This is a genomic window from Cupriavidus sp. FW305-27, from assembly GCF_058787995.1.
Genome location: NZ_JBYTAG010000053.1, coordinates 1 through 23,376, shown reverse-complemented (window position 1 = coordinate 23,376; position 23,376 = coordinate 1). Strand labels below are relative to the sequence as shown.

Annotated in this window: 19 protein-coding genes and 1 pseudogene; 12 read left to right on the top strand and 8 right to left on the bottom strand. The window is 67.0% G+C overall.

The genetic code is table 11. The features are described 5' to 3' along the window. The 5 genes from AC3WRI_RS23315 (at position 1) to AC3WRI_RS23295 (ending at position 5,669) form a co-directional block, all read left to right on the top strand. The gene (locus tag AC3WRI_RS23315) at positions 1-720 is read left to right on the top strand and encodes an ABC transporter ATP-binding protein (protein ID WP_010808940.1); all 720 of its coding nucleotides are present in this window, start codon (positions 1-3) and stop codon (positions 718-720) included. Further along, the gene (locus AC3WRI_RS23310) at positions 713-1,153 is read left to right on the top strand and encodes a nuclear transport factor 2 family protein (protein WP_454750149.1); all 441 of its coding nucleotides are present in this window, start codon (positions 713-715) and stop codon (positions 1,151-1,153) included. Before AC3WRI_RS23315 ends, AC3WRI_RS23310 begins: the two co-directional genes overlap by 8 nt. Before the next feature lie 23 nt (positions 1,154-1,176). Further along, a complete protein-coding gene (locus tag AC3WRI_RS23305; protein WP_492294168.1) occupies positions 1,177-1,341 on the top strand; it encodes a YciI family protein in 165 nt (54 codons plus the stop codon). Between the two features lie 147 nt (positions 1,342-1,488). Then, on the top strand, positions 1,489-4,896 hold the full coding sequence (locus tag AC3WRI_RS23300) for a bifunctional diguanylate cyclase/phosphodiesterase (RefSeq protein WP_492294166.1): 3,408 nt from the start codon (positions 1,489-1,491) through the stop codon (positions 4,894-4,896). Positions 4,897-4,949: 53 nt separating this feature from the next. Beyond that, complete coding sequence (locus AC3WRI_RS23295; protein ID WP_439671541.1) at positions 4,950-5,669, top strand: glycine-rich domain-containing protein; 720 nt, start codon at positions 4,950-4,952, stop codon at positions 5,667-5,669. Positions 5,670-5,796: 127 nt separating this feature from the next. Here AC3WRI_RS23295 and AC3WRI_RS23290 read toward each other — a convergent pair whose 3' ends face one another. Further along, on the bottom strand, positions 5,797-6,093 hold the full coding sequence (locus tag AC3WRI_RS23290) for a hypothetical protein (protein WP_439671542.1): 297 nt from the start codon (positions 6,091-6,093) through the stop codon (positions 5,797-5,799). 200 nt (positions 6,094-6,293) lie between these two features. Here AC3WRI_RS23290 and AC3WRI_RS23285 point away from each other — a divergent pair, with 200 nt between their 5' ends. Continuing rightward, complete coding sequence (locus tag AC3WRI_RS23285) at positions 6,294-9,797, top strand: pyruvate carboxylase (protein WP_492294163.1); 3,504 nt, start codon at positions 6,294-6,296, stop codon at positions 9,795-9,797. An 85-nt stretch (positions 9,798-9,882) separates the two neighbouring features. Here AC3WRI_RS23285 and AC3WRI_RS23280 read toward each other — a convergent pair whose 3' ends face one another. Then, positions 9,883-10,380 (bottom strand): hypothetical protein, encoded by a 498-nt coding sequence (locus AC3WRI_RS23280; protein WP_439668698.1) that lies wholly within the window; start codon positions 10,378-10,380, stop codon positions 9,883-9,885. A 142-nt stretch (positions 10,381-10,522) separates the two neighbouring features. On the opposite strand from AC3WRI_RS23280, the gene AC3WRI_RS23275 reads away from it, so the two are divergent. Continuing rightward, the gene (locus AC3WRI_RS23275) at positions 10,523-12,253 is read left to right on the top strand and encodes a SulP family inorganic anion transporter (RefSeq protein WP_010808932.1); all 1,731 of its coding nucleotides are present in this window, start codon (positions 10,523-10,525) and stop codon (positions 12,251-12,253) included. A gap of 36 nt (positions 12,254-12,289) precedes the next feature. Here AC3WRI_RS23275 and AC3WRI_RS23270 read toward each other — a convergent pair whose 3' ends face one another. The 6 genes from AC3WRI_RS23270 to AC3WRI_RS23245 all read right to left on the bottom strand — a co-directional run bounded on the left by AC3WRI_RS23270 (position 12,290) and on the right by AC3WRI_RS23245 (position 20,191). Then, the gene (locus tag AC3WRI_RS23270) at positions 12,290-13,270 is read right to left on the bottom strand and encodes a tripartite tricarboxylate transporter substrate binding protein (RefSeq protein WP_011614959.1); all 981 of its coding nucleotides are present in this window, start codon (positions 13,268-13,270) and stop codon (positions 12,290-12,292) included. A gap of 71 nt (positions 13,271-13,341) precedes the next feature. Then, on the bottom strand, positions 13,342-16,908 hold the full coding sequence (locus AC3WRI_RS23265; protein WP_011614960.1) for an indolepyruvate ferredoxin oxidoreductase family protein: 3,567 nt from the start codon (positions 16,906-16,908) through the stop codon (positions 13,342-13,344). Positions 16,909-16,998: 90 nt separating this feature from the next. Then, positions 16,999-18,033 (bottom strand): Ldh family oxidoreductase, encoded by a 1,035-nt coding sequence (locus AC3WRI_RS23260; protein WP_492294162.1) that lies wholly within the window; start codon positions 18,031-18,033, stop codon positions 16,999-17,001. Beyond that, entirely contained in the window at positions 18,030-18,734 is a 705-nt protein-coding gene (locus AC3WRI_RS23255) for a GntR family transcriptional regulator (RefSeq protein WP_011614962.1), read from the bottom strand. Before AC3WRI_RS23255 ends, AC3WRI_RS23260 begins: the two co-directional genes overlap by 4 nt. A 6-nt stretch (positions 18,735-18,740) precedes the next feature. Continuing rightward, a complete protein-coding gene (locus tag AC3WRI_RS23250) occupies positions 18,741-19,895 on the bottom strand; it encodes a UxaA family hydrolase (RefSeq protein WP_041687679.1) in 1,155 nt (384 codons plus the stop codon). A gap of 5 nt (positions 19,896-19,900) precedes the next feature. After that, positions 19,901-20,191: a UxaA family hydrolase gene (locus tag AC3WRI_RS23245; RefSeq protein WP_011614964.1), complete on the bottom strand. Its 291-nt coding sequence runs from the start codon at positions 20,189-20,191 to the stop codon at positions 19,901-19,903. A gap of 218 nt (positions 20,192-20,409) precedes the next feature. Between AC3WRI_RS23245 and AC3WRI_RS23240 the strand changes: the two genes are divergently transcribed. The 5 genes and pseudogenes from AC3WRI_RS23240 to AC3WRI_RS23220 form a co-directional block, all read left to right on the top strand. After that, entirely contained in the window at positions 20,410-20,871 is a 462-nt protein-coding gene (locus AC3WRI_RS23240) for a hypothetical protein (RefSeq protein WP_492294160.1), read from the top strand. Next, positions 20,861-21,226, top strand: a complete 366-nt coding sequence (locus AC3WRI_RS23235; RefSeq protein ID WP_492294158.1) for a hypothetical protein — start codon at positions 20,861-20,863, stop codon at positions 21,224-21,226. The genes AC3WRI_RS23240 and AC3WRI_RS23235 overlap by 11 nt, the downstream gene beginning before the upstream one ends. Positions 21,227-21,278: 52 nt before the next feature. After that, positions 21,279-22,250 (top strand): zinc-binding dehydrogenase, encoded by a 972-nt coding sequence (locus AC3WRI_RS23230; protein ID WP_011614967.1) that lies wholly within the window; start codon positions 21,279-21,281, stop codon positions 22,248-22,250. Between the two features lie 34 nt (positions 22,251-22,284). Beyond that, positions 22,285-23,079 carry a TauD/TfdA dioxygenase family protein gene (locus AC3WRI_RS23225; protein WP_492294179.1) on the top strand — a complete coding sequence of 265 codons (795 nt, stop codon included), beginning with the start codon at positions 22,285-22,287 and terminating at the stop codon, positions 23,077-23,079. A gap of 117 nt (positions 23,080-23,196) precedes the next feature. Next, positions 23,197-23,376: pseudogene (locus AC3WRI_RS23220) on the top strand (NAD(P)(+) transhydrogenase (Re/Si-specific) subunit alpha); the annotation flags it as partial.

Here is a 23,376-nt window from a genome sequence, read left to right as displayed (position 1 = left end):
ATGCTCAACGTGAAAGGCCTGCGCGCCGGTTACGGCGCGGTGCCGGTGCTGCACGATGTCGACATGACGGTCGCGCCGGGCGAGGCGGTGGCGGTGGTGGGCGCCAACGGCGCCGGCAAGACCGCGCTGGTGCGCACGCTGGCCGGCCTGATCCGGCCGATGGCCGGCAGCATCGTCAAGGACGGGGCGGAGATCGGCCATGTCCCCGGGCATCGCCGCTTCAGGCATGGCATCGGCGTAGTGCTGGAAAACCGCAACCTGTTTGCCGAGCTGTCGGTGCGCGACAACCTGCGCCTGGCCGAGCAGGCCGGCAAGCGCGCCCGCGGCGGCGCGCTGCGCTACACCTATGACGATGTATGCGATCTGTTTGCGCTGCTGCGCGAACGTGCCGACAGCGCGGTCGGGCTGCTGTCCGGGGGGCAGCAGCAGATGGTGGCGATCGCGCGCGCGCTGTTGCTCCAGCCCGACCTGCTGATCATGGATGAACTCACCACCGGCCTGGCGCCCCGCATCGTCAAGGAGATCCTGGCGGTGCTGAACCAGCTGCGCGCGCGCGGGCTGAGCATCTTGCTGGTCGAACAAAGCGTGGCGATCGCCGCGGACATGACGGATCGCGCCTACGTGCTGTCAGTGGGGCGCGTGATCCATGAAGTCCGGCGCGGCGAATGGCAGGCGCTGCTGAACGACAAGACCCTGGTGAAGGCTTACCTTCATGGCTGACCTGGAGACCACGACGATGGCATTGGGCGAAGCTGCGGACCTTGCCGCACTCACGCAAGCCGATCAGGCGCGCTATCGCGCCATGCTGTCCGGCGACCTGGCTGCGCTCGATGCCCTGCTGGCCGACGAGCTTTCCTATACGCACTCCTCGGCATTGCGCGAGAGCAAGGCGGAGTACCTTGGCTCGATCCGCAGCGGGCGGGTGCGCTACCTGCAAGCGAGCCTGGCGGAGGTGGGGCAGGCGGTCTACGGCGACATGGCCGTGATGCAGGGCAAGGCCCTGCTCAGGGCCGTGGTCGACGGGACGGAGCGCACGCTCGACAACCGCTTTCTCAGCGTGTGGAGGCGCCATCAGGGCGCGTGGCAGATGCTGGCCTGGGCCTCGACGCCGATGCCGGCCGCGAGCGCGCCGCCCGTGCCCGTAGCCTCTTGACGGCAGCATGCGGAGCAGCACCGATGGACCCGGACGACACGTACTTCATCATCCATTGCCTGGACCATGCCGACGCGCTGCCGCGCCGGCTGGCAAGCCATGACGCGCACCGCAGCGCGACACTTGCCACCCTGGGGCTGAACCTGAATGTTCATTTCCATATCTCGCAGAACTGCCACCCCACTTAAGTTGGGGGTTTGCGCCGCGAAAATCAGGGCCCGTTTTTCGCCGCTTGTTATAGATTGTTAAGACATATAAGAGCGTGGGTTTCGCATAGAACCCCAGCCAATAAGTGCACTATTAGCATCAGTCGTTGGTGACGGCCGTTCAGCCGCATGGTTGCCATCGACATCCGGGGGGAAACAATCTTGCGCCAGACGCTTGCGCGCGCGCTGCGCCCGCTTGGACGCCTTGGGTCGCGCACCATCACCGCGGGCACCTTGCTGCTTGGCGTGATGACGACGGCTGTCGTCTATGCGTTCTGCACCGACCTGCTTGAGAAGGACGTCCGCCTGCGTTTTGAGAACGATACCGGCGACGTGATCCAGCAGATCGATACACGGATCCGCCTCTATACCGATGTTCTGGTGACCATGCAGGCGCTGTTCGGCGCCAGCGACCATGTCTCGCGCGGCGAGTTTCGCGATTTCGTCAGCGGCTTGAACCTGCCGCAGCGCTATCCCGGTTTCCAGACGCTGAACTACGCGCCCTACGTGCCGGCGGCCGAGATCGACGCCTTTGTCGCCCGGCAGCGCAGCGATCCGATCCTGCGCGAGGCCGGCGTGACGTTCAACGTCCGCCCTCCCGGCCAGCGGCCGGGGCATTTCGTGCTGACCTATGTCGAACCGCTCGCCCTCAACCTGGCGTCGATCGGCATCGACATGGGCGCCGAGCCACGCCGCCTGGCCGCGCTGGAACGCGCGCGCGATACCGGGCAGCCAGTCAGCAGCGGGCGCCTGATCTTCAGCGAGGCAAAGAACCCGCATGTGGGCATCGCGCTGCGCCTGCCGGTGTACCGCAAGGTGCCCGACCTGGATTCCGTGGAAGCGCGCCGGCGCGCCTATGTCGGCTCGGTTGGCGCGGGGATCCGGGTGGACGACCTGCTGAAGGACCTGGTCAGCAATGAGAACCTGCGCCGGATCCGGTTCCGCGTGCATGATGCCGGAGACTTCGCGCAGGCGGCGGTTCCGCTCTCTGCAGCCAACCTGCTCTATGACAGCGTGACCGGCCTGGCGGCCAGGGAACGCAGCCGGGTTGCTGGCGGCAGCACCGTCCACGCCAGTGCCGCGCATGGCGCGACCGCACTGGCGGACGCCCAGGCGGCCCCGGGCCAGCATGACCTGGCCAAGAGCGTGGTGCGGAATTTCGGCGGACGGCGCTGGGTGATTGCGTTTGCTGCCGATGCCAAGGCCATCAGTGGTCCGCAGCGCTACCTGCCGGGGCTGGTGGTGATTTCCGGCCTGATCATCAGCGTGCTGCTGGGGTGGCTGGCCTACGCGTTGTCGAGTTCGCGCGCGCGCGCCGTGGCCGTGGCCGACCAGATGACGCACAGCCTGCGCGACAGCCAGGCCGCGCTTGCCGAGGCGCAGCAGATTGCCCACCTGGGCGACTGGCGCATCGACCTGGACCAGGACATCGCGCACTTTTCCCAGGAAATGGCGCGCCTGCTAGGCTTGCGCGGCGACAAGCCGACTCCGGAAGCGCTGTTCCAGGCGATCGACGCCGGCCATCGCGCCGTGCTGCGGGAAAGGATGCGGACAGCCCTGCAGGATCGCCAGCCGTTCGAGTTCGAGTGCCCGTACCGGTCGCGGCGCGGACGCCGGGGCTGGCTGCACCTGATCGGCCACGCGCATGGAGCGGCGGACAGCGCAGTGCTGCGGGGCACCGCGCAGGACATCAGCCAGCGCAGGTCCGCCGAGCAGGCCAGGACGCAGGAACACCAGATTGCCCTGCACCTGGCCACCGCCACCAGCGAGATCGAGGTGTTGGAGGGGATTGTCCACACGCTGCTCGAAGGCATGGACTGGGAGGCCGGTGCCTTCTGGCCGGGCGATGACAGCCAGGGGCTGAAGCTGCCGCCGGTCTACCTGGCCCGCGTCAAGACGCTGCAGCCGTGGCTCGCCGAGCGCCCTGCAGGGCCGGCCGGCGCCGCGGTCTTGCCGGCGCCGCAATGGTATGCAAGCCGCAGCGCGATGGCCCGGCATCCGCAAGCCAGGTGGCTCGACGCGGGCGGTATCCGGACGGTGTTCGCCTTCCCGCTGAGCCGGGGCCACGTGAGCCTCGGCGTGGTCGAACTCTATTCCCGCGGCAAGCGCAGCCCCGATACGCATGCGCTCGCGATGGCGAGCGGCATTGCCAATCAGACCGGGCACTTCCTGCTGCGGCGCCAGGCCGAGGAAAACCTGCGCTTCATCGCCAATCACGATGCCCTTACCGGGCTGCCCAACCGCCTCATGTTCAAGGCCGAGTTCGAGCAGGCGCTGACCCGTGCCCGCGCCAGCGGCCAGGCCCTGCATGTCATCTTCGTGGACCTGGACGAATTCAAGGTCGTGAACGACACCATCGGCCACAATGCCGGCGACATCGTGCTGCGCGAGATGGCCGACCGGTTGCGCGGCAGCCTGGAGGAGGTGGAGCTGATCACCCGCTTCGGCGGCGATGAATTCGTCGTGCTGCTGGACCCCAAGGGCGATTCGACGATCCTGGACCGGACCATTGCCCGGATCCAGGCTGCGCTCGCGCCAGGCTTCGTCGTCAACGAGTCGGAACTGCGCATGACGGCAAGCATCGGCATCAGTTCCTTCCCCGAGGACGGCAGCGACTGGCAGACCCTGCTCAAGCATGCCGACCTGGCCATGTATGGTGCCAAGCAGCTCGGCAAGAACGGCTACCAGTTCTACTGCCGGGGCATGAGCGCGTCGCTGCAGCGGCGCATCGACATGGAGTCGCACCTGCACCGCGCGCTCGAGCAGGACGAATTCATCCTCTACTACCAGCCGCGCATTGCGCTCGCGTCGGGAGCGTGCACGGCGGTCGAGGCACTGATCCGCTGGCGCCACCCGGAACTCGGCCTGGTCATGCCCGGAGATTTCATTCCCTTCGCGGAGCAGAGCGGCGCCATTGTCGAGATCGGTGCCTGGGCCCTGCGCGAAGCGTGCCGGCAGAATGCCGCATGGCGCGCGCAGGGACTGCCGCCGGTGCGTGTTTCAGTCAATCTTTCGGCACGGCAGTTCGCCGACAAGTCGCTCAGGCTGACCATCATCGATGCCCTGCGGCAAGCCGGGCTGCCCGGCAACCTGCTGGAGCTTGAACTCACCGAGAGCATGGTCATGCGCGATGCCGAACAGGCGTCCAGCTGGCTCTCGCGCCTGAAGCGCACCGGTGTCCGGCTGGCGATCGACGACTTCGGCACTGGCTACTCCTCGCTCGCCTACCTGAGCCGCTTCCCGATCGATACGGTCAAGATCGACGGCAGCTTTGTCCGCTACATACCGGAAAGCCGCAGCGACACGCAGATTACCAGCGCGGTGATCGGCCTTGGCCACCGGCTTGGCCTCGAAGTGGTCGCCGAAGGCGTGGAAAACGAGGTGCAACTCGAGTTCCTGCGCCGCGAAGGCTGCGACGAAGTGCAGGGCTACTACTTCAGCCATCCGCTGCCGCCGGCGAAGATCACTGCCTTCCTGGCCAGCCGCATGGAGAACGGTCCCGCTCTCGAGCATGGACCGCAACCGATGCGCGCCTGACTGCCCGTCAGTCCGGTGCGTGCTTAAGCAGTCCAATAACAGGGAGCTAGATCATGCAGGACCGTACTATTGAAATCATGTGGCAGGCCATCGACGCCCTGGACTTTTCCAGGATGAAGGCCAAGCTGCTGCATCAGAAGCATGCGCATTGGTCGCCGGAATCGCTGGAGCAGGCGGAGAGCGGCTACCGGCAATTCCTCAAGCTGGCGGCGAAGCATCCGGACACGCCCGCCGTCCCCAGCGAGCAGGTGGATGCCTTCTGGCATGCCCACATCCTGGACACCAGGCGCTATGCGAGCGATTGCGAGCGCATCTTCGGCTATGTCCTTCACCATGACCCCTACGTTGGCATCGACGGTCCGGAGGACGAGGCCCGCCTCCTGCAAATGGCCGCTGCGAGCGATGCGCTGAGCATGCGCGAATTCGGCAGCCCGCTGACGTCTGCCGCATATTGTGCCCGGGCAGCGGCCGACGAGCCCGCGTACTGCGCACGCATTGCCAGGACGGAGGCACCGGCGTACTGCGCGCGCATGGCCAAGGTGGAAGAGGCCGCGTACTGCGCACGCATGGCCAAGGCGGAAGAGGCCGCGTACTGTGCACGCATCGCCAGGACGGACGAACCTGCGTACTGCGCGCGCATGGCCAGGGCGGAAGAGCCCGCGTATTGCGCACGTATCGCCAGGGCGGAAGAGCCGGCGTACTGCGCCCGCATTGCCACGGCCGGCGCCCCCGCATACTGCGCACTGGCTTCGCCCCAGGCCGCGGCCTGCTGAAGGCCTGCATTCGTGGCCGGGCGGGCGTCGTCAGCCTGGCCACGTTGCCCACGCCGGCCCTCCCGGTTGCCGCGAGGCACAGGTGCTGCATCGCGCATTGGCCGCGGCACCCATGAAATGAAAAATTTCATTTCTGAAATTCGTTAAGCCAGCCTCGGAAGAAAATCTTCTGCCAAATCAAAGGGATGGTGCCTGAACCGGCCGTGGCCCGGTTCTTGCGGCAGCAGGACGGGACGGGCGCGTATTTCATCGTGCCTGCAAACCTGCCGTCGCCCTGCATCGCGCTGCGTCGTGGGCAGGCGAACCTGGTCTTGATGAGGAAGGCACCACGATGTACTACGGAAGAATCGGAGCCCGCGCGCACAGCCGCGAGCTTGCCGGGGACGGCGATCAGCCACTTGCCGGCCAGAACCGAAGCGAGCATGGCGATCGGGACCAGCAGTCGCCAAAGCGGGCCAACTGGGCGTGGGCCGCTGCATCGGCGCACTATGACTGGATGGACTCGCACGTCCCATTTGCCCAATACGACTAGCAGCCCGGGCAAGCCTTGCGCCCGTGCTGCATCCCCGATCACCTGATCCTGCCGTGGCGGTTGCGCGCGGCTGGTTCGCTTCCCTGCATCCCATGGACTACGCCCCTATCCGCTCCCTGCTGATTGCCAACCGTTCCGAGATCGCGATCCGCGTGATGCGCGCGGCCGCCGAGATGAACGTGCGCACGGTGGCAATCTATTCGAAGGAAGACCGGCTCGCGCTCCATCGCTTCAAGGCCGATGAGAGCTACCTGGTCGGCGAGGGCAAGAAGCCACTGGCGGCTTACCTCGACATCGACGATATCCTGCGCATTGCCAGGCAGGCGAAGGTCGACGCCATTCATCCGGGCTATGGCTTCCTTTCAGAGAACCCGGACTTCGCGCAGGCCGTGATCGACGCGGGTATCCGCTGGATCGGCCCGTCGCCCGAGGTCATGCGCAAGCTTGGCAACAAGGTGGCGGCGCGCAACGCGGCGATCGACGCGGGCGTGCCGGTGATGCCGGCAACCGATCCGCTGCCGCATGACCTGGACACGAGCAAGCGCCTCGCCGCCGGCATCGGCTATCCGCTGATGCTCAAGGCAAGCTGGGGCGGCGGCGGACGCGGCATGCGGGTCCTGGAAAGCGAGCAGGACCTTGAGGGGGCGCTCGCCGCGGCGCGGCGCGAGGCGCTGGCTGCGTTCGGCAACGACGAGGTGTATGTCGAGAAGCTGGTGCGCAACGCGCGCCATGTCGAAGTGCAGGTGCTCGGCGACACGCACGGCAACCTCGTGCATCTCTATGAGCGCGACTGTACCGTGCAGCGGCGCAACCAGAAGGTGGTGGAGCGGGCGCCCGCGCCATACCTCGACGATGCCGGCCGGGCCGCGCTGTGCGAATCGGCCCTGCGGCTGATGCGCGCGGTCGGCTACACGCATGCCGGTACGGTCGAGTTCCTGATGGATGCCGACTCCGGCCAGTTCTACTTCATCGAGGTCAATCCGCGCATCCAGGTCGAGCACACGGTCACGGAGATGGTCACCGGGATCGATATCGTCAAGGCGCAGATCCGCGTGACCGAAGGCGGCCATCTCGGCATGACCGAGAACACGCGCAATGAGAACGGCGAGATCGTCGTGCGCGCCGCGGGCGTGCCGGTGCAGGAAGCGATTTCGCTCAACGGTCACGCGCTGCAATGCCGGATCACCACCGAGGACCCGGAGAACGGCTTCCTGCCGGACTACGGCCGCCTCACCGCCTACCGCAGCGCGGCCGGCTTCGGCGTGCGCCTGGACGCCGGCACCGCCTACGGCGGCGCGGTGATCACGCCGTACTACGATTCGCTGCTGGTCAAGGTCACCACCTGGGCGCCGACCGCGCCCGAATCGATCCGGCGCATGGACCGCGCGCTGCGCGAGTTCCGCATCCGCGGCGTCGCGTCCAACCTGCAGTTCCTCGAGAACGTCATCAACCATCCCTCGTTCCGGTCCGGCGACGTCACCACGCGCTTTATCGACCTGACGCCGGAACTGCTGGCGTTCACCAAGCGCCTGGACCGCGCCACCAAGCTGCTGCGCTACCTGGGCGAGGTCAGCGTCAACGGGCACCCGGAGATGAGCGGCCGCACGCTGCCATCGCTGCCGCTGCCCGCACCGGTGCTGCCCGCCTTCGACACCGGCGGCGCGCTGCCCTACGGTACGCGCGACCGGCTGCGCGAGCTGGGCGCGGAGAAGTTCTCGCGCTGGATGCTGGAGCAGAAGCAGGTGCTGCTGACCGATACCACCATGCGCGACGCGCACCAGTCGCTGTTCGCCACGCGCATGCGCACCGCCGACATGCTGCCGATCGCGCCGTTCTATGCGCGCGAACTGTCGCAGCTGTTCTCGCTGGAGTGCTGGGGCGGCGCCACCTTCGACGTGGCGCTGCGCTTCCTCAAGGAAGACCCGTGGCAGCGCCTTGAGCAACTGCGCGAGCGCGTTCCCAACGTGCTGTTCCAGATGCTGCTGCGCGGCTCCAACGCGGTTGGCTACACCAATTATGCGGACAACGTGGTGCGTTTCTTCGTGCGCCAGGCGGCCAGCGCCGGCGTGGATGTGTTCCGCGTGTTCGATTCACTGAACTGGGTGCGCAACATGCGCGTGGCGATCGATGCTGTCGGCGAGAGCGGCGCGCTGTGCGAAGGCGCGATCTGCTATACCGGCGACCTGTTCGACAAGTCGCGCGCCAAATACGACCTGAAGTACTACGTAGGCATCGCGCGCGAGCTGAAGCAGGCCGGCGTGCACGTGCTGGGCATCAAGGACATGGCCGGCATCTGCCGTCCGCAGGCCGCGGCGGCACTGGTCAGGGCGCTCAAGGAAGAGACCGGGCTGCCGGTGCATTTCCATACTCACGATACCAGCGGCATCTCGGCCGCTTCGGCGCTGGCCGCGATCGAGGCCGGCTGCGATGCGGTCGACGGCGCGCTCGACGCCATGAGCGGGCTGACCTCGCAACCCAACCTGTCGAGCATCGCCGCGGCCCTGGCCGGCAGCGAGCGCGATCCCGGCCTCAGCCTGGAGCGCCTGCACGAGGCGTCGATGTACTGGGAAGGGGTGCGCCGCTACTACGCGCCGTTCGAATCCGAAATCCGCGCCGGCACCGCCGACGTGTACCGCCACGAGATGCCCGGCGGCCAGTACACCAACCTGCGCGAGCAGGCGCGCTCGCTCGGCATCGAGCATCGCTGGACCGAGGTGTCGCGGGCCTATGCCGAGGTCAACCAGATGTTTGGCGACATCGTCAAGGTGACGCCGACGTCCAAGGTGGTCGGCGACCTGGCCTTGATGATGGTGGCCAACGACCTGAGCGCCGCCGATGTGTGCGATCCCGCCAGGGAGACTGCCTTCCCTGAATCGGTGGTGTCGCTGTTCAAGGGCGAGCTGGGCTTTCCGCCGGACGGCTTCCCCGCGGAACTGTCGCGCAAGGTGCTGCGCGGCGAGCCGCCCGTGCCGTACCGGCCCGGCGACCAGATCCCGCCGGTCGACCTCGACGCGGCGCGCGCCGCGGCCGAAGCGGCGTGCGAGCAGCCGCTCGACGACCGCCAGCTGGCTTCGTACCTGATGTACCCGAAGCAGGCCGGCGAGTACCACGCGCATGTGCGCAACTACAGCGACACCTCGGTGGTACCCACGCCGGCATACCTGTACGGCCTGCAGCCGCAGGAAGAAGTGGCGATCGACATCGCTGCCGGCAAGACCCTGCTGGTCTCGCTGCAAGGCACGCACCCCGATGCCGAAGAGGGTGTCATCAAGGTCCAGTTCGAGCTGAACGGGCAGTCGCGCACCACGCTGGTCGAGCAGCGCAGCACGACGCAAGCGGCGGCAGCGCGCCATAGCCGTCCGGTTGCCGAACCCGACAATCCGCTGCATGTCGCCGCGCCCATGCCGGGCTCGATCGTGACGGTGGCGGTGCAGCCGGGGCAGCGCGTGGCCGCGGGCACGACGCTGCTGGCGCTGGAGGCGATGAAGATGGAAACCCATATCGCGGCGGAGCGGGACTGCGAGATCGCCGCAGTCCATGTTCAGCAGGGGGATCGCGTGGCGGCGAAGGATCTGCTGATCGAACTGAAGGGCTGACGTTGGCCGGCAGGGCGCAGGCTCCGATTTGCATCCTGCAGCGAACCGTCCGCCACTTCCACCACGCCGTTCAGACAGATCCCGGCTACGTGCAATTGTCGCGGTACGCCTGCTGCAGTTGCTTGCGCGTCTTGTCGCGTTCGATCTTGGGAATGGTCCGGCCCTGCGCGTTCTGCGTGCCCGGGGCGGAATGGTACGAACGCCTTTTTGATGTGGCGTTGTACTGCTCCTTCAGCTCCTCGCACTTCGCGCGTGCGGCCTCTTCGGGATCCTGGGTGGCGGCCGACGGGGGGCGATAGGGATTGGTCCCGCCCTGAACGGCATCCGATATGGCGCTCGCGGCACCCTCGGTCGATGCGCGCTGCGCCAGCGCCGCCGAGGCGCAGCCCAGTGCCACCAGGCCGGCTACCAGGCATCTCTTGGATATCGGCATCGTTCTCTCCCCGGTGATGGATAACGGGCATGCCCGCCAGACAACCATCATATGTGCCCGTCGCGGGATTGTCAGAACCTGATGGTTGTCGACAGCGCGCAGACCTGCGCAGGCAGCATGGCAGCACGAGGAGGTGTTGCGATGCAGCATCGGAGCGGCTCGCGGGGGCCTCGGCCTGGTGCCGCCAGCGCAATCCAAAATCCTTTTTTCTTTGCTTCGATGCACATTTGTCGAAGCGCGACCTCCTATAGTCGATGCATACTCCTTGCCTGCCCAGGGCATAACTCGACCCATGCAGCCCCAGAACCTGACCCCCGCCGCGCAGCGCGAAGTCGACAAGGCACCCGGATGGTTGCGCTGGCTCCCGGGACTGCTGGTGTTGAAGAACTATCAGCCGGCCTGGCTGCCGAAAGACCTCGCCGCCGGTCTGGTGCTCACGACCATGCTGGTGCCGGTCGGCATCGCCTACGCCGAGGCCTCCGGCGTGCCCGGTGTCTACGGGCTCTACGCCACCATGGTCCCGCTGCTGGTGTATGCCCTGCTTGGCCCGAGCCGGATCCTCGTGCTGGGGCCGGATTCGGCGCTGGCGGCGCCAATCCTGGCGGTGGTGTTGCAGGTCTCCGGCGGCGATCCGGGGCGCGCGGTCATGGTGGCCAGCATGATGGCGATCGTGTCGGGCGTGGTCTGCATCGTGATGGGGCTGTTGCGGCTGGGGTTCATTACCGAATTGCTGTCCAAGCCGATCCGCTACGGCTACATGAACGGGATCGCGCTCACCGTGCTGGTCAGCCAGTTGCCCAAGCTGTTCGCCATCTCGATCGAAGACGCCGGCCCGCTGCGGGAGATGATCAGCCTCGGCCGGGCGATCCTGGGCGGCGAGACCAACTGGTACAGCTTTGCGGTCGGCGCGGGCAGCCTGGTGCTGATCCTGTTGCTGAAGCGCTTCGAGCGCGTGCCCGGCATCCTGATTGCCGTGATCGTCGCGACGGTGGCCGTCAGCATGTTCGATCTCGACCAGAACGGGGTGAAAGTGCTGGGCAAGACCCCGCAAGGGCTGCCGGGCTTTGTCGTGCCCTGGGTCAGTGGCGCGGACCTGGTTGCGATCCTGCTGGGCGGCATTGCCGTCGCGCTGATCTCGTTCGCGGATACCAGCGTGCTGTCGCGCACCTTTGCCGCGCGCACCAACACCCGGGTCGACCCGAACCAGGAGATGGTCGGCCTGGGCGCCGCCAACCTGGCCGCGGGATTCTTCCAGGGCTTTCCGATCAGCAGCAGCGCGTCCCGTACGCCGGTGGCCGAAGCCGCGGGCGCGAAGACCCAGCTCACCGGAGTCGTGGGCGCACTGGCCGTGGCGCTGCTGCTGATGTTCGCGCCCAACCTGCTGCAGTACCTGCCAAACAGCGCACTGGCCGCGGTGGTGATCGCGGCGGCCATAGGCCTGTTCGAGTTCGCGGACCTGAAGCGCATCTACCGCATCCAGCAGTGGGAGTTCTGGCTGTCGATGGTCTGCTTTGCCGCGGTTGCCGTGTTCGGGGCGATCCCGGGGATCATCCTGGCCGTGGTCCTTGCAGTGATCGAATTCCTTTGGGACGGCTGGCGGCCACACTATGCCGTGCTCGGCCGTGTCGAGGGCCTGCGCGGCTACCACGACACCAAGCGCTACCCGGATGCCGAGCGCATCGACGGGCTGCTGCTGTTCCGCTGGGATGCGCCGCTGTTCTTCGCCAATGCCGAGCTGTTCCAGGCGCGGCTGATGGAAGCGATCGACGAATCGCCGACACCCGTGCGCAGGGTGGTGGTGGCGGCCGAACCGGTGACCAGCGTCGACGTCACCTCGGCCGACATGCTGCGTGAACTGAGCGGCATCCTGCGCGAGCGCGGCATCGCGCTGCATTTTGCCGAGATGAAGGACCCGGTGCGCGACAAGCTCAAGCGCTTCGAGCTGATGGAAGCGATCGGCGACAAGAACTTCCACCCCACGGTGGGCAGTGCGGTGGATGACTACGTCGACAAGCCAGCCTGAACCGTTACGGTCCAGGCTGGTTGCGCCGCGCGCCGGCTACTCCAGCCGGAACCCGGTCTGCTTGATGGCGAGCGCCCATTTCTTCTGCTCTGCCGCCATGAACGTCGCAAACTGGTCCGGAGAGCTCTGGCTGGCCGGCTCATAGCCCTTGCTGACAAGCTGCTGGCGCACACCTGGCGCATTCAGCGCCTTGTCGATTTCCTTGCTCAGCAGCGCAACGATCTCCCTGGGCGTGCCGGCAGGCGCGACCAGGCCATACCATTCGCTGGCTTCTATGCCCGGGAAGCCGGCTTCCGCCATGGTCGGCACGTCGGGGAACAACGGCAGCCGCTGCTTGCTGGCCACGGCGATGCCCTTGAGCTGGCCGCCCTTGACGAACGGCATCACCGCCGGCACGCCGTGGAACATCATGTGGATATGGCCTCCCACCATGTCGGTCAGCGCCTGGGGTCCGCCCTTGTACGGCGCGTGCACGACGTTGATATGCGCGGTTTCCTTGAACACCTCGCTGATCACGTTCTGCTGGGTGCCCGGGCCGGGCGAGGCATAGCTGAGCTTGCCGGGCTCCGCCTTGGCCCGTGCCACCAGTTCCTTGACCGAGCCGCCCACGGACGGGTTGACCACCAACATGTACGGCGAGCTTGCCATCAGCCCCAGCGGCGCGAAGTCCTTGCCCATGTCGAAGGGCAGGTTCTTATGCAGGCTGGCGTTGATCGCCATCGGCGCGCTGGCGACCAGCAGCGTGTAGCCATCCGGCGCCGCCTTGGCGCCCATGCCGGCGCCGATATTGCCGGTCGCCCCGGGGCGGTTGTCGACCACGACTTGCTGCCCGAGGCTGGCGGTCATCTTCTCGGCCACCGTGCGGGTGACGGCATCGACGCCGCCGCCTGCCGGCCACGGCACGATGATGCGGATTGGCCGGTTGGGATATCCGCCTTGTGCCAGCGCGCTGGTGGCGCAGGCAGCCAATGCGATCGCGCCCAGGGTACGGCCAAAACGGTTCAATACGGATTTCATCTGTTGTCTCCTCGCTGTCTCTGACGGGCCCCGGTGAAGGTGACGGGGCTTTCGTTGGTTCAGTCTTTGGTTTATGCCGCTTCAGTAGCTTTGATTTGTCCCGGCTTTGCGCTCCCTTGATGCCATTGCGCCATCAGCCGCTCCCAGCGCGTGCGCGTGGCCGCCAGGTTGCGCGCCTTGACGTGGCCGTAGCCGCGGATCTCCTGCGGCAGCCGGGCAATCTCCAGCGCCAGCTCGAGCTTTTGCGCGGAAAGTGCCGGCAGCAAGGCTTCCACGCTGCGCCGGTATTCACCGATCAGGGCCCGCTCCTCCTTGCGCTCCAGGGTGTAGCCGAAAGGATCGAATGCCGTGCCGCGCAGGCCCTTGAAGCGGGCCAGTACACCGAATGCGGTGCGCATCCACGGGCCATAGGTGCCCTTGACCAGTTCGCCGGCCTGGCTCTTCCGCGCAAACAGGGGAGGGGCCAGGTGGTGCACCAGCCGGACCTTGCCTTCGAACATCGACGCGATCTGCTGGCGGAATGCGGCTCCGGTATGCAGGCGAGCCACCTCATATTCGTCTTTATAGGCCATCAGCTTGAACAGCGAGCGGGCCACGGCTTCGGTCAGCCGGGTGCCGCCGACGACCGATTCCGCCGCCTTTACGCGTCCGACAAACGACTCGTATTGCGCCGCGTAGGTCCGGTTCTGGTAGCCGGTCAGGAATTCGGCGTGCTTCTTCATGAGTTCCTCCACCGGCACCTTGCGCACGAACTGGATCACCTGCGAGCCGGCCGGCTGCGCGGGTATCTTCGACATATCGTGGGCGCACAGCCGGCCCCATTCGAAGGCCGCCTTGTTGCTGTCGACCTGCACGCCGTTGAGTTCGATGGCGCGCATCAGGGCCGCGTGCGACAGCGGGACCTTGCCTTTCTGCCAGGCATAGCCGAGCAGCAGCAGGTTGGCGTAGATCGACTGGCCGAGCAGCTGCTTCGCCACCTGTTCGGCGTCGAAGCCGGCGAGCTGGCCCTTGCCGACGGACTGGGCGATCCTGCCCACGGCCTCGCCGACCTGGGGATCCCAGTCGGGGTTGCGGACAAAAGCCGCGGTGGGGGTGATATGGCTGTTCAGCACCACATAGGTCCGTGCCGGCGACATCGCGGCCAGCGAGGTCTTGCTGGCCGCGACCACGGTATCGCAGGCGATCACCAGGTCGGCCATTGCCATGTCGACGCGGCTCGCATGCAGGGCGTCCGGGCTGGCGGCGATCTGGATGTGGCTCCAGGTGGCCCCGCCCATCTGCGCCATGCCGGTCGCGTCCTGGGTGATCACGCCCTTGCCTTCGAGGTGGGCGGCCATGCCCAGCACGCCGCCGATGGTGACGATGCCGGTGCCGCCGATCCCCGCCACCACGATGCGCCGCGGCTTGCCGGCGTCCGGCAGCGTGGGCATCGGGATGGCCGGGGGCGTGGCGCGGCCGCTCGCGGTGGTGGCGGGCTTCTTCAGTTGGCCGCCTTCGACCGTGACAAAGCTCGGGCAGAAGCCCTTGGTGCAGGAGAAGTCCTTGTTGCAGGTGTCCTGGTTGACCTTGCGCTTGCGCCCGAAGTCGGTCTCGACCGGCTGCACCGCCAGGCAGTTGCTTTGCACGGAGCAATCGCCGCAACCTTCGCACACCAGCTCGTTGATGACCACGCGCCTGGCCGGATCGATCATGGTGCCGCGCTTGCGCTCGCGGCGCTTCTTGGTGGCGCAGGCCTGGTCGTAGATGATCACGGTCACGCCGGACACCTCGCGCAGCTCGCGCTGCACGGTATCGAGTTCGTCGCGGTGGCGCACGGTGACGCCGGCTGCGAGGTCGTCGACACCCTTGTACTTGCCCGGCTCGTCCGTGACAACGATGATCTGCCGGGCGCCTTCAGCGGCCAGTTCACGTGACATCGCCGGTACATCGAGCTGGCCGTCCACCGGCTGGCCGCCGGTCATGGCCACGGCGCTGTTGAACAGGATCTTGTAGGTCAGGTTCACGCCGGCGTGGATCGACTGGCGCACCGCCAGCAGGCCGGAGTGGTTGTAGGTGCCGTCGCCCAGGTTGGCGAACATATGGGTGCGCTTGCTGAAGGGTGCCTGGCCCATCCAGTGCACGCCTTCGCCGCCCATCTGCGACCATGAGGTGGTCGAGCGGTCCATCCACACCACCATGCCATGGCAGCCGATGCCAGCCGTCGCGACCGAGCCTTCCGGCACGCGGGTGCTGGTGTTGTGCGGGCAGCCCGGGCAGAACCACGGGAGGCGGTCGGTGGCGCGCGCATCGCCCTGGGCGGTGGCGCGTTCCTTGGCGTCGATTTCCTGCAGGCGCACGTCCATGCGCGCGGCCACGTCGGCCGGCACGCCCAGCGCCTTGAGCCGCTGCGCGATGGCCTTGGCCACCAGCGCGGGAGAGAGATCGGCCTTGGCGCGCAGCAGCCAGTCCTCGGCCGGCTTGCGGTGGCTCCATTCGCCGCCGGCGCCGTCGGCGTGGTGGTACTTGCCAAAGACGGCCGGGCGGGAGGTGGGTGGGTAGTGGTACAGCTCGTCCTTCAACTGCTGCTCGATCACGGGACGCTTTTCCTCGACCACCAGGATCTCGCGCAGCCCGCGCGCAAAGTCGCGCACGCTGTCGGGCTCCAGCGGCCATACCACGCTGACCTTGTGCAGCCGGACGCCGAGCGCGCGGCAGGTGGCATCGTCAAGCCCAAGGTCGAGCAGGGCCTGGCGCGTGTCGCTGTAGGCCTTGCCGCTGGCGATGATGCCAAGGCGGTCGTTGGATCCCTCGATCACGTTGTGGTTCAGGCGGTTGGCGCGCACATAGGCGAGCGCGGCCGGCCACTTGAATTCCATCATGCGCGCCTCGGCCGCGAGCGGATCGTCGGGCCAGCGGATATGCAGGCCGCCGTCTGGCAGGGTGAAGTCTTCCGGCAGCACGATGTGCACGCGATCCGAGTCGGTGGTCACGGAGGCGCCCGATTCCACCACCTCCTGCACGGTCTTCATGCCGGCCCACAGCCCGCTGAAGCGGCTCATGGCCAGGGCATGCACGCCCAGGTCGAGGATGTCCTGCACATTGGACGGGAAGAACACCGGCAGCCCGCACGCCATGAAGGTGTGGTCGCTCTGGTGGGCCAGCGTGCTGCTCTTGGAGACGTGGTCATCGCCGGCGAGCGCGATCACGCCGCCCAGCGGCGAGGTGCCGGCGAGGTTGGCATGCTTGAGCGCATCGCCGCTGCGGTCGACGCCGGGGCCCTTGCCATACCAGATGCCGAACACGCCGTCGTAGCGCTTGCTGGCGGTATCGAACTCCAGTTGCTGCGAGCCCCAGACCGCCGTGGCGCCGAGTTCCTCGTTGACGCCGGGTTTGAAGACCACGTGGTTGTCGGCAAGATGCTTCTTTGCCTGCCACAGCGCCTGGTCATAGGTGCCCAGGGGTGAACCGCGGTAGCCGGAAATAAAGGCGGCGGTGTTGTGGCCGGCCGCGGCATCGCGCTTGCGCTGCAGCAGCGGCAGGCGCACCAGCGCCTGCACGCCGCTCATGTAGGCACGGCCGGAGTCCAGCGCGTACTTGTCGTCGATCGACACGGCTCGCAGGGCCTGCCGGGCCGCGTCGGGGAGAATTGGAGCATTCATAGGGGCGATTTCAGGCAAACAGGGTTGAGCGGGGGCTGCCGGCGTGCGTTGGCACCCGGATTCCTGGCAATACTGGTGACGGAAGCGGCGCTAGCCGGGGAGGGGGATGCCGAGTTCCCGGCCGAGCGTATCCAGTGCCCGGACGACCGCGTCGGGCAGGGTGATGCCTTGCTCGCGGCCTTCGCGCTCGAGCGCTTCGCCACGGTGTCCGGGTAGCCGGGCGTCGGCGCCGCCGGCGGCAAGATAGTTGCCGGTCCACTGCGCCATGTAGTCGGCGAACAGCTCCTTGCCGGCAAAGGCGTCCGGCTTGACCAGCCACACAAAACCGCCCTGGCGGCCGACCGCGCCGGCGCCGCTGACAGTGTTGCGCGCCGGGGAAAGCGAGTCCGCGGTGGCGGCCATGGCGCCGGCCAGGCACTCCACCATCATGGCGATGCCGATGCCCTTGTGCCCGCCAGTGGGCAGCAGCGAGCCTTCCAGCGCGCGTTGCGCATCGGTGGTCGGGTGGCCGTCGGCGTCGAGCGCCCAGCCCGCGGGAATCGGCTTGCCTTCACGGGCGGCCAGCAGGATATGGCCGCGTGCGGCAACGCTGCAGGCCACGTCGAACACGATCGGTGCCGCACCCGGCAACGGGCAGCCGAAGGCAATGGGGTTGTGCCCGATCGCGGCGCGGGCAAAGCCTTCCATGCCCAGCACGGGCGGCGTGCGCTGGCCGACCATGCAGAAGGCCCCGGCCTCGGCGGCCAGCAATGCCGGGATACCGAGTGCGCCGAGATGGCCGCACGATTGCACCGCAACCAGCACCGACGCGCTCGACTGCAGCGCCTCCAGTCCGAGTTGCACGGCGCGCGGGCCCGCGATCTGGCCCATGGCGCCGTCGGCGTCGAGCACGACGCCGCCCGGGAAGGTCTTGTGCGACATCTCGGGGCGTGGGTTGAAATCGCCGGCACGCAGGCGTTCGACGTAGGAGGGGACCCGCGTCAGGCCATGCGTCTTGTAGCCGCGCAGCTCGCTGCGCACCAGCGCGGCGGCGGCTTGGGTCGCCTGGTCTGGCGCCACGCCGCATGACTCAAACACGGCGGCAGTCCAGCGCGCGAGGCTGTCAGTGTTCCAGCGGATACTCATGTCGATTTCTCCCGCACGATCATCAGGCGCTCCGCGAACGGGGCGGCGTAGACCGACTGGTAGTAGAGCGGCTGGTCGCGCAGCGTGTAGCCACGCAACTCCATGATGAATGCCGGCGCCTCGGGGTCCAGACCAAGTTCCTGCGCGGCCACGGCCGGGGCCGGGCCGAAGCGGATCCACTGGTCCACGCGCAGCGTCGGCAGCGACAGGCGCTGGCCGATCAGCTCGCGCAGGTTCTTCTCCAGGGCATCGCGGTCCAGCCCGCCGAGTTGCGCGAAGTCTTCCTCGCGCAGCCAGAACTCGCTGTAGAGGTCGAAGCGGCCGCCGACGCTGATCACGCGCTCGATGCGCACGTAGCCGTCACCGGCGAGGAACTCCGACCACGGACCCTTGCGCTTGATCCGCTTTACCGAGCGCGCATGGACGTAGGACGGCAGTTCGTTGCCCTGTTCATCGCGGAAGCGCAGGTAACGGACATCCGCCGGCGCCACGCGCGTCCCGGAAACAAAGGTGCCCCGTCCCTGTTCGCGCGTGATCAGTCCGGAATGCGTCAGCCGTGCCAATGCCTTCTGGACCGTGCCGACGCTGACTCCATGGAAGCTGGCGAGCTCGCCCTCGGAGGGCAGGCGGTCGCCCTCGCGCAGGTCGCCGGATTCGATGGAGCGGATGATCGCGTCGGAGACGCTGCTAAGTTTGGTCATGGTTGTTCAGAGGCTCAGTGCGAATCGACTGACCGCGGTCTCCCGGATATCGAGCACCTCGCTGGTCAGCCGCGTGCCGGATGCGACGTCCATCGCATAGCCAAACAGCTGCTCGCCGAGGTCGGAGATCTTGTCCCCGTTCTGCAGGACTCCGCTGACGTCGAAGTCAATGTTGTCGGCCATGGTGTGCAGGGTATTGACGTTGCCGCACACCTTGACGGTCGGTGCCACCATGCTGCCGATCGGATTGCCCACCCCCGTGCCGAAGAAGGTGAGCTGGCATCCGCCGGCAGCCAGCGCAGTCAGATTTTCCACTGCCGCGGCCGGCGCGTCCATGAAATGCAGCCCCTTCTTCTGCGGCGCCTCGCCGTAGCGCAGCACGCCCACCAGCGGGCTGGTGCCGGCCTTGGCCATCGCGCCCAGCGCCTTTTCCTCGACCGTGGTCAGGCCGCCGCGCTTGTTGTCGGGCGAAGGCTGGTCCTCGCGCATGTCGACCCCGCGCGAGATCGCCAGGTCTTCCATGTTGCGCACCGCCGTGACGAAGGCCTCGCGCACCCGGCCATCAGCCGCGCGCTCGGCGAACAGGTGCTCGGCGCCGATGAACTCCGAGGTCTCGGAAATGATCACGGTGCCGCCGCCGGCGACCACCATGTCCGCCATGCGGCCGATCACGGGGTTGCAGCTCAGCCCGGAAGTGGTGTCAGAACCGCCGCACTCGACGCCGATCACCAGCGACGACACCGGGCATGGCACGCGGCGCGCCTTCGACGCGGCCAGCGACAGACGGCTGGCCTTGCGCGTGCCTTCGGCAATGCATGCGACCGTGCCGTCGGGCTGCAGGTGCACGCATTCGACCGGCTTGCCGGTGCTGCGGATGCGGCGCGCGACTTCTTCCGTCGACGATTCCTCCAGGCCCACCAGCAGCACCGCGGCGATATTGGGATTGCGGCCCAGGCCGGCCAGCGACTCGAATGCGAAATCCAGGTCGGCGCCGAACTGTCCGCGCACGAACAGCGTCGTGACCGGGATGCAGCCGCCCACGGTGCGGGCAATGGTGCGGGTGACCGGATTGCAGTTGTCCATCACGGAGACCACCGCGACCCAGTTGCGCACACCGACCGCGCCGTTCTCGCGCGGGTATCCGAGGAAGGTTGCTGTCATCTGCATTACCCCTTTTGCAGGTCGCCGCGGGCACGCGCCGACTCGATGTTGTGAACATGCATGTGTTCTCCGGCGCGCACCGCGCGGCTGGCGCGGCCGATGACCTGGCCGTACTTCACGATGGTTTGTCCCTCGGCCGTGTCGGCGATGCAGATCTTGTGGCCGAACGGCACGTCTTGCAGCAGCACCAGCCTGCCTTGTCGCTCGCCTTCCAGTGCGCAGGCTTCGCCGGCCTGGCCGGCGTCCAGCAGGGTGGCCACATTGTCGGCCGGGTTCAGTACGATGGCTCGGGGCATTGATCAACTCCTGTATAGGTGTTGAGGTCAAATGTAGGGAGTCGGCTGCCATATAGTCAAGGATAAAACAGCGGAACTCAGAGAAAACCACTACTCCTACAGTTGAAGTCCTATATAGAAGTTTGTTGACATCAGTCCGGCCGCTGTCTATCGTCATGACAACGGCGATGTTGTTTGCGCCGGAGCATTGACGCAGTGAATCAATGGAGAAGGCGGACATGAACGTCATGTCACACAAGGAGAAGATCGCGAAGCTGCAGGTCCTGCGCGCACGCCTGGATCCGCTGCAGGACTTCGGCCTGTGGTTCTGGGCAGGCATGACCGCTGGCACCCATGCCGTCAATGCAGCACTGCACCAGGCCGGCATCACGCTGGACGACGACCGGTTCCCCACGCAACCCGGCGTCTACCTGGTGCCGCAGCCCGACGGCAGCCTGAAGCCGGCGTTCCGGCCGCTCGGCGACGTACTGCATGTCGGCCGCCCGAAAGTGGAGGGGCTGGTGCCTGCCGATATCGCCGGGATGATGGAAGCGATGGAGCACATCGAGCACTACCGTGATCCCTGTCTGCGCGAAGGGTTGGCACCCACCGCCGAGATTGCCGAGGGTTGCGATGCCGCGCTGCGCCGCTGCCTGGACTTATTGGAAGCGCGCCTGGAAGGAGACCGCCATGGACATTGAGCAGCACATGGCGATGGCGCGCAGTCTCGAGGCGTCGCTGCAGAAGTGCACCAGCGCCGACTACGAGATGACTATCGAAGGCGCGATGCTGGCGGGCACGCACTGGCTGAACGCGCTGCTGCACAAGCTGGGCGCGACGCCGCCGCAGGCGGATGTGTTCCACACCTACCTGCTGACGGTCAATGAATTCCGGCGGCTGGCGGTGGCGGCGGAGAAGCCGCTGCACGCGCTGGCCGCCATCGAGGACACGCGGGCGCCGTTTGTGCGCGGCAACCATCCGGGTGGAGAAGCTGCTGCCGAACGGGCGCTGGAACTGCTGTCGCTGATCCGCGCGACGGCGCTGGGACGCGCATAGCAAGTTCAGACACAGCAAGAGACACGTCGAGAGACAGGATAAGGAGACAACAGTGAAGGCAGTCCGTGTAGTGCCGGGCCCCGAGGGCGGCAAGGTCGAAGTGCAGGCTATCCCCGTGCCGGTGGCGGCAGCGGGGCAGGTACTGGTGAGGGTGCGCGCTGCCGGCCTCAACCGTGGCGAGATCAACCAGGCGAAGGAACTGCGCTCGGGCAACACCATCACCACCGGCGTCGAATTTGCCGGCGAGATCGCCGAAGTCGGTGAAGGCGTCAGCGGCTGGCGCAAGGGCGACCGCGTGATGGGCCACGGCCGCGGCTGCCAGGCGGAGTATGTGGTGGCCGATCCGTTGGCGCTGATCCCGGTGCCGGACGGCATGTCGTGGATCGATGCCGCGGCGTTCCCCAACGTCTTTATCACCGCGCATGACGCTCTGGTTACCAACGGCCGCCTGGTGGCGGGCGAGTCGGTGCTGGTCAACGGCGCCTCGGGCGGCGTGGCGATGGCGACGATCCAGATCGCCTCGCTGATGGGCGCCCGGCCCGTGATCGCGTCCTCGCGCTCGGCGGCCAAGCTCGACAAGATCATCCAGTTTGGCGTGGATGTCGGCATCGACGCCTCGCAGGACGACCAGGTCGAGGCCGTCTTGCAGGCCACCGACAACAAGGGCGTCGACATCATCATCGATACCGTCGGCGGCCCGGTGTTCGAGGCCAACATGAAGAGCCTGGCGGTCAAGGGCCGCCTGGTGAATATCGCGCGGCTGGGCTCGGCGACCGCCCAGATCGACCTGGCGCAGCTCTGGCTCAAGCGCCTGCAGCTGATCGGCGTGACCTTCCGCACGCGCACGGAACAGGAGCGGCTGGAATGCATCCAGGCCTGCGCGCGCGACATGCTGCCCTTTTTGCGCGCGGGCCGCGTGCGGCTGCCGATCGACCGGACCTTTGCCATGACCGACATCGACGCCGCGCATGCATACATGAAGCAAGACCAGCACGTCGGCAAGATCGTGTTGCTGGTCGACTGATTCCACAGAGAAGCGATAGATAAGAGGAGACATGATGACAATCCAGATCAAGCCGCTGACCGGCTCCGTGGCCGCAGCCGTGACCGGTGTCGACCTGAACCAGCCGCTCGACGACGCCAGCTTCGAGGTCCTGCACCGGGCATTCCTGGAGCATGGCGTGCTGGTGTTCCGCGGCCAGCAGCTGCAGCCGGCCGCGCAGGTCGCGTTCGCCCGGCGCTGGGGCAAGCCGGTGCAGGGCAACCCGCTGCTCAAGGGCCTGACCGAGTTCCCGGAACTGGCGCAGGTCACCAGGATCCCGAAGGAAACCGCCTCGACCGAGGCCTGGCATTCCGACTCGATCTATACCGAGGTGCCGCCGAAGATCTCCATCCTGTCGGCCGTCACCATCCCCATCGGTGGCGACACCATGTGGTGCAACCAGTACGTCTCGTACGACCGCCTGTCGCCGGCGATGCAGCGCATGATCGACGGGCTGCGGGCCCGCTTCTCGGGCGCGCGGCTGGCCAAAATGACGGGTTCGGACAAGGTGCCGACAGCGGTGCACCCGATCGTGCGCACGCACCCGGAGACCGGGCGCAAGGCGCTCTATGTCGGCCACCCCGACACCGCGCAGTGCATCGAAGGCATGACCGAAGCGGAGAGCCGCCCGCTGCTCGACTTCCTGTATGAGCACTCGGTGACGCCGGACAACGTCTACCGCCATATGTGGCAGGAGGGCGATGTGGTGATGTGGGACAACCGCTGCACCATGCACTACGCCGTGCACGACTATGGCAATGCCGATCGTGTACTGAACCGCGTCACGCTGGAAGGGGAAGTGCCCCGCTGAGCTGTACCGCCAAAAACCGGCGCCGCGCCTTGCCGTTGATCCGGCATGCGGCGCCCGGCACACAGGTTGCCCGTCCACCCCCGACGCACGGAATGCACGGGAACAAAGGAGATTGAAATGCAGATAGGGATCCCGACTGAGACGCGGGCGGGGGAGGCGCGCGTTGCCGCAACGCCGGAGACCGTGAAGAAATACGTGGCCCAGGGCCACAAGGTGGTCATGCAGGCCGGCGCCGGCGTAAGCGCCAGCCAGCCCGACGGCGCGTATGAGGCGGTCGGCGCCACCATCGGCACCGCC

Coding starts and splice junctions, on each gene's coding strand:
- AC3WRI_RS23270 (WP_011614959.1), bottom strand. CDS start 13,270: ATGAAATCCGTATTGAACCGTTTTGGCCGTACCCTGGGCGCGATCGCA.
- AC3WRI_RS23305 (WP_492294168.1), top strand. CDS start 1,177: ATGGACCCGGACGACACGTACTTCATCATCCATTGCCTGGACCATGCC.
- AC3WRI_RS23235 (WP_492294158.1), top strand. CDS start 20,861: ATGGACATTGAGCAGCACATGGCGATGGCGCGCAGTCTCGAGGCGTCG.
- AC3WRI_RS23255 (WP_011614962.1), bottom strand. CDS start 18,734: ATGACCAAACTTAGCAGCGTCTCCGACGCGATCATCCGCTCCATCGAA.
- AC3WRI_RS23240 (WP_492294160.1), top strand. CDS start 20,410: ATGAACGTCATGTCACACAAGGAGAAGATCGCGAAGCTGCAGGTCCTG.
- AC3WRI_RS23300 (WP_492294166.1), top strand. CDS start 1,489: ATGGTTGCCATCGACATCCGGGGGGAAACAATCTTGCGCCAGACGCTT.
- AC3WRI_RS23265 (WP_011614960.1), bottom strand. CDS start 16,908: ATGAATGCTCCAATTCTCCCCGACGCGGCCCGGCAGGCCCTGCGAGCC.
- AC3WRI_RS23310 (WP_454750149.1), top strand. CDS start 713: ATGGCTGACCTGGAGACCACGACGATGGCATTGGGCGAAGCTGCGGAC.
- AC3WRI_RS23245 (WP_011614964.1), bottom strand. CDS start 20,191: ATGCCCCGAGCCATCGTACTGAACCCGGCCGACAATGTGGCCACCCTG.
- AC3WRI_RS23260 (WP_492294162.1), bottom strand. CDS start 18,033: ATGAGTATCCGCTGGAACACTGACAGCCTCGCGCGCTGGACTGCCGCC.
- AC3WRI_RS23275 (WP_010808932.1), top strand. CDS start 10,523: ATGCAGCCCCAGAACCTGACCCCCGCCGCGCAGCGCGAAGTCGACAAG.
- AC3WRI_RS23295 (WP_439671541.1), top strand. CDS start 4,950: ATGCAGGACCGTACTATTGAAATCATGTGGCAGGCCATCGACGCCCTG.
- AC3WRI_RS23290 (WP_439671542.1), bottom strand. CDS start 6,093: ATGCTCGCTTCGGTTCTGGCCGGCAAGTGGCTGATCGCCGTCCCCGGC.
- AC3WRI_RS23315 (WP_010808940.1), top strand. CDS start 1: ATGCTCAACGTGAAAGGCCTGCGCGCCGGTTACGGCGCGGTGCCGGTG.
- AC3WRI_RS23250 (WP_041687679.1), bottom strand. CDS start 19,895: ATGACAGCAACCTTCCTCGGATACCCGCGCGAGAACGGCGCGGTCGGT.
- AC3WRI_RS23280 (WP_439668698.1), bottom strand. CDS start 10,380: ATGCTGCATCGCAACACCTCCTCGTGCTGCCATGCTGCCTGCGCAGGT.
- AC3WRI_RS23285 (WP_492294163.1), top strand. CDS start 6,294: ATGGACTACGCCCCTATCCGCTCCCTGCTGATTGCCAACCGTTCCGAG.
- AC3WRI_RS23225 (WP_492294179.1), top strand. CDS start 22,285: ATGACAATCCAGATCAAGCCGCTGACCGGCTCCGTGGCCGCAGCCGTG.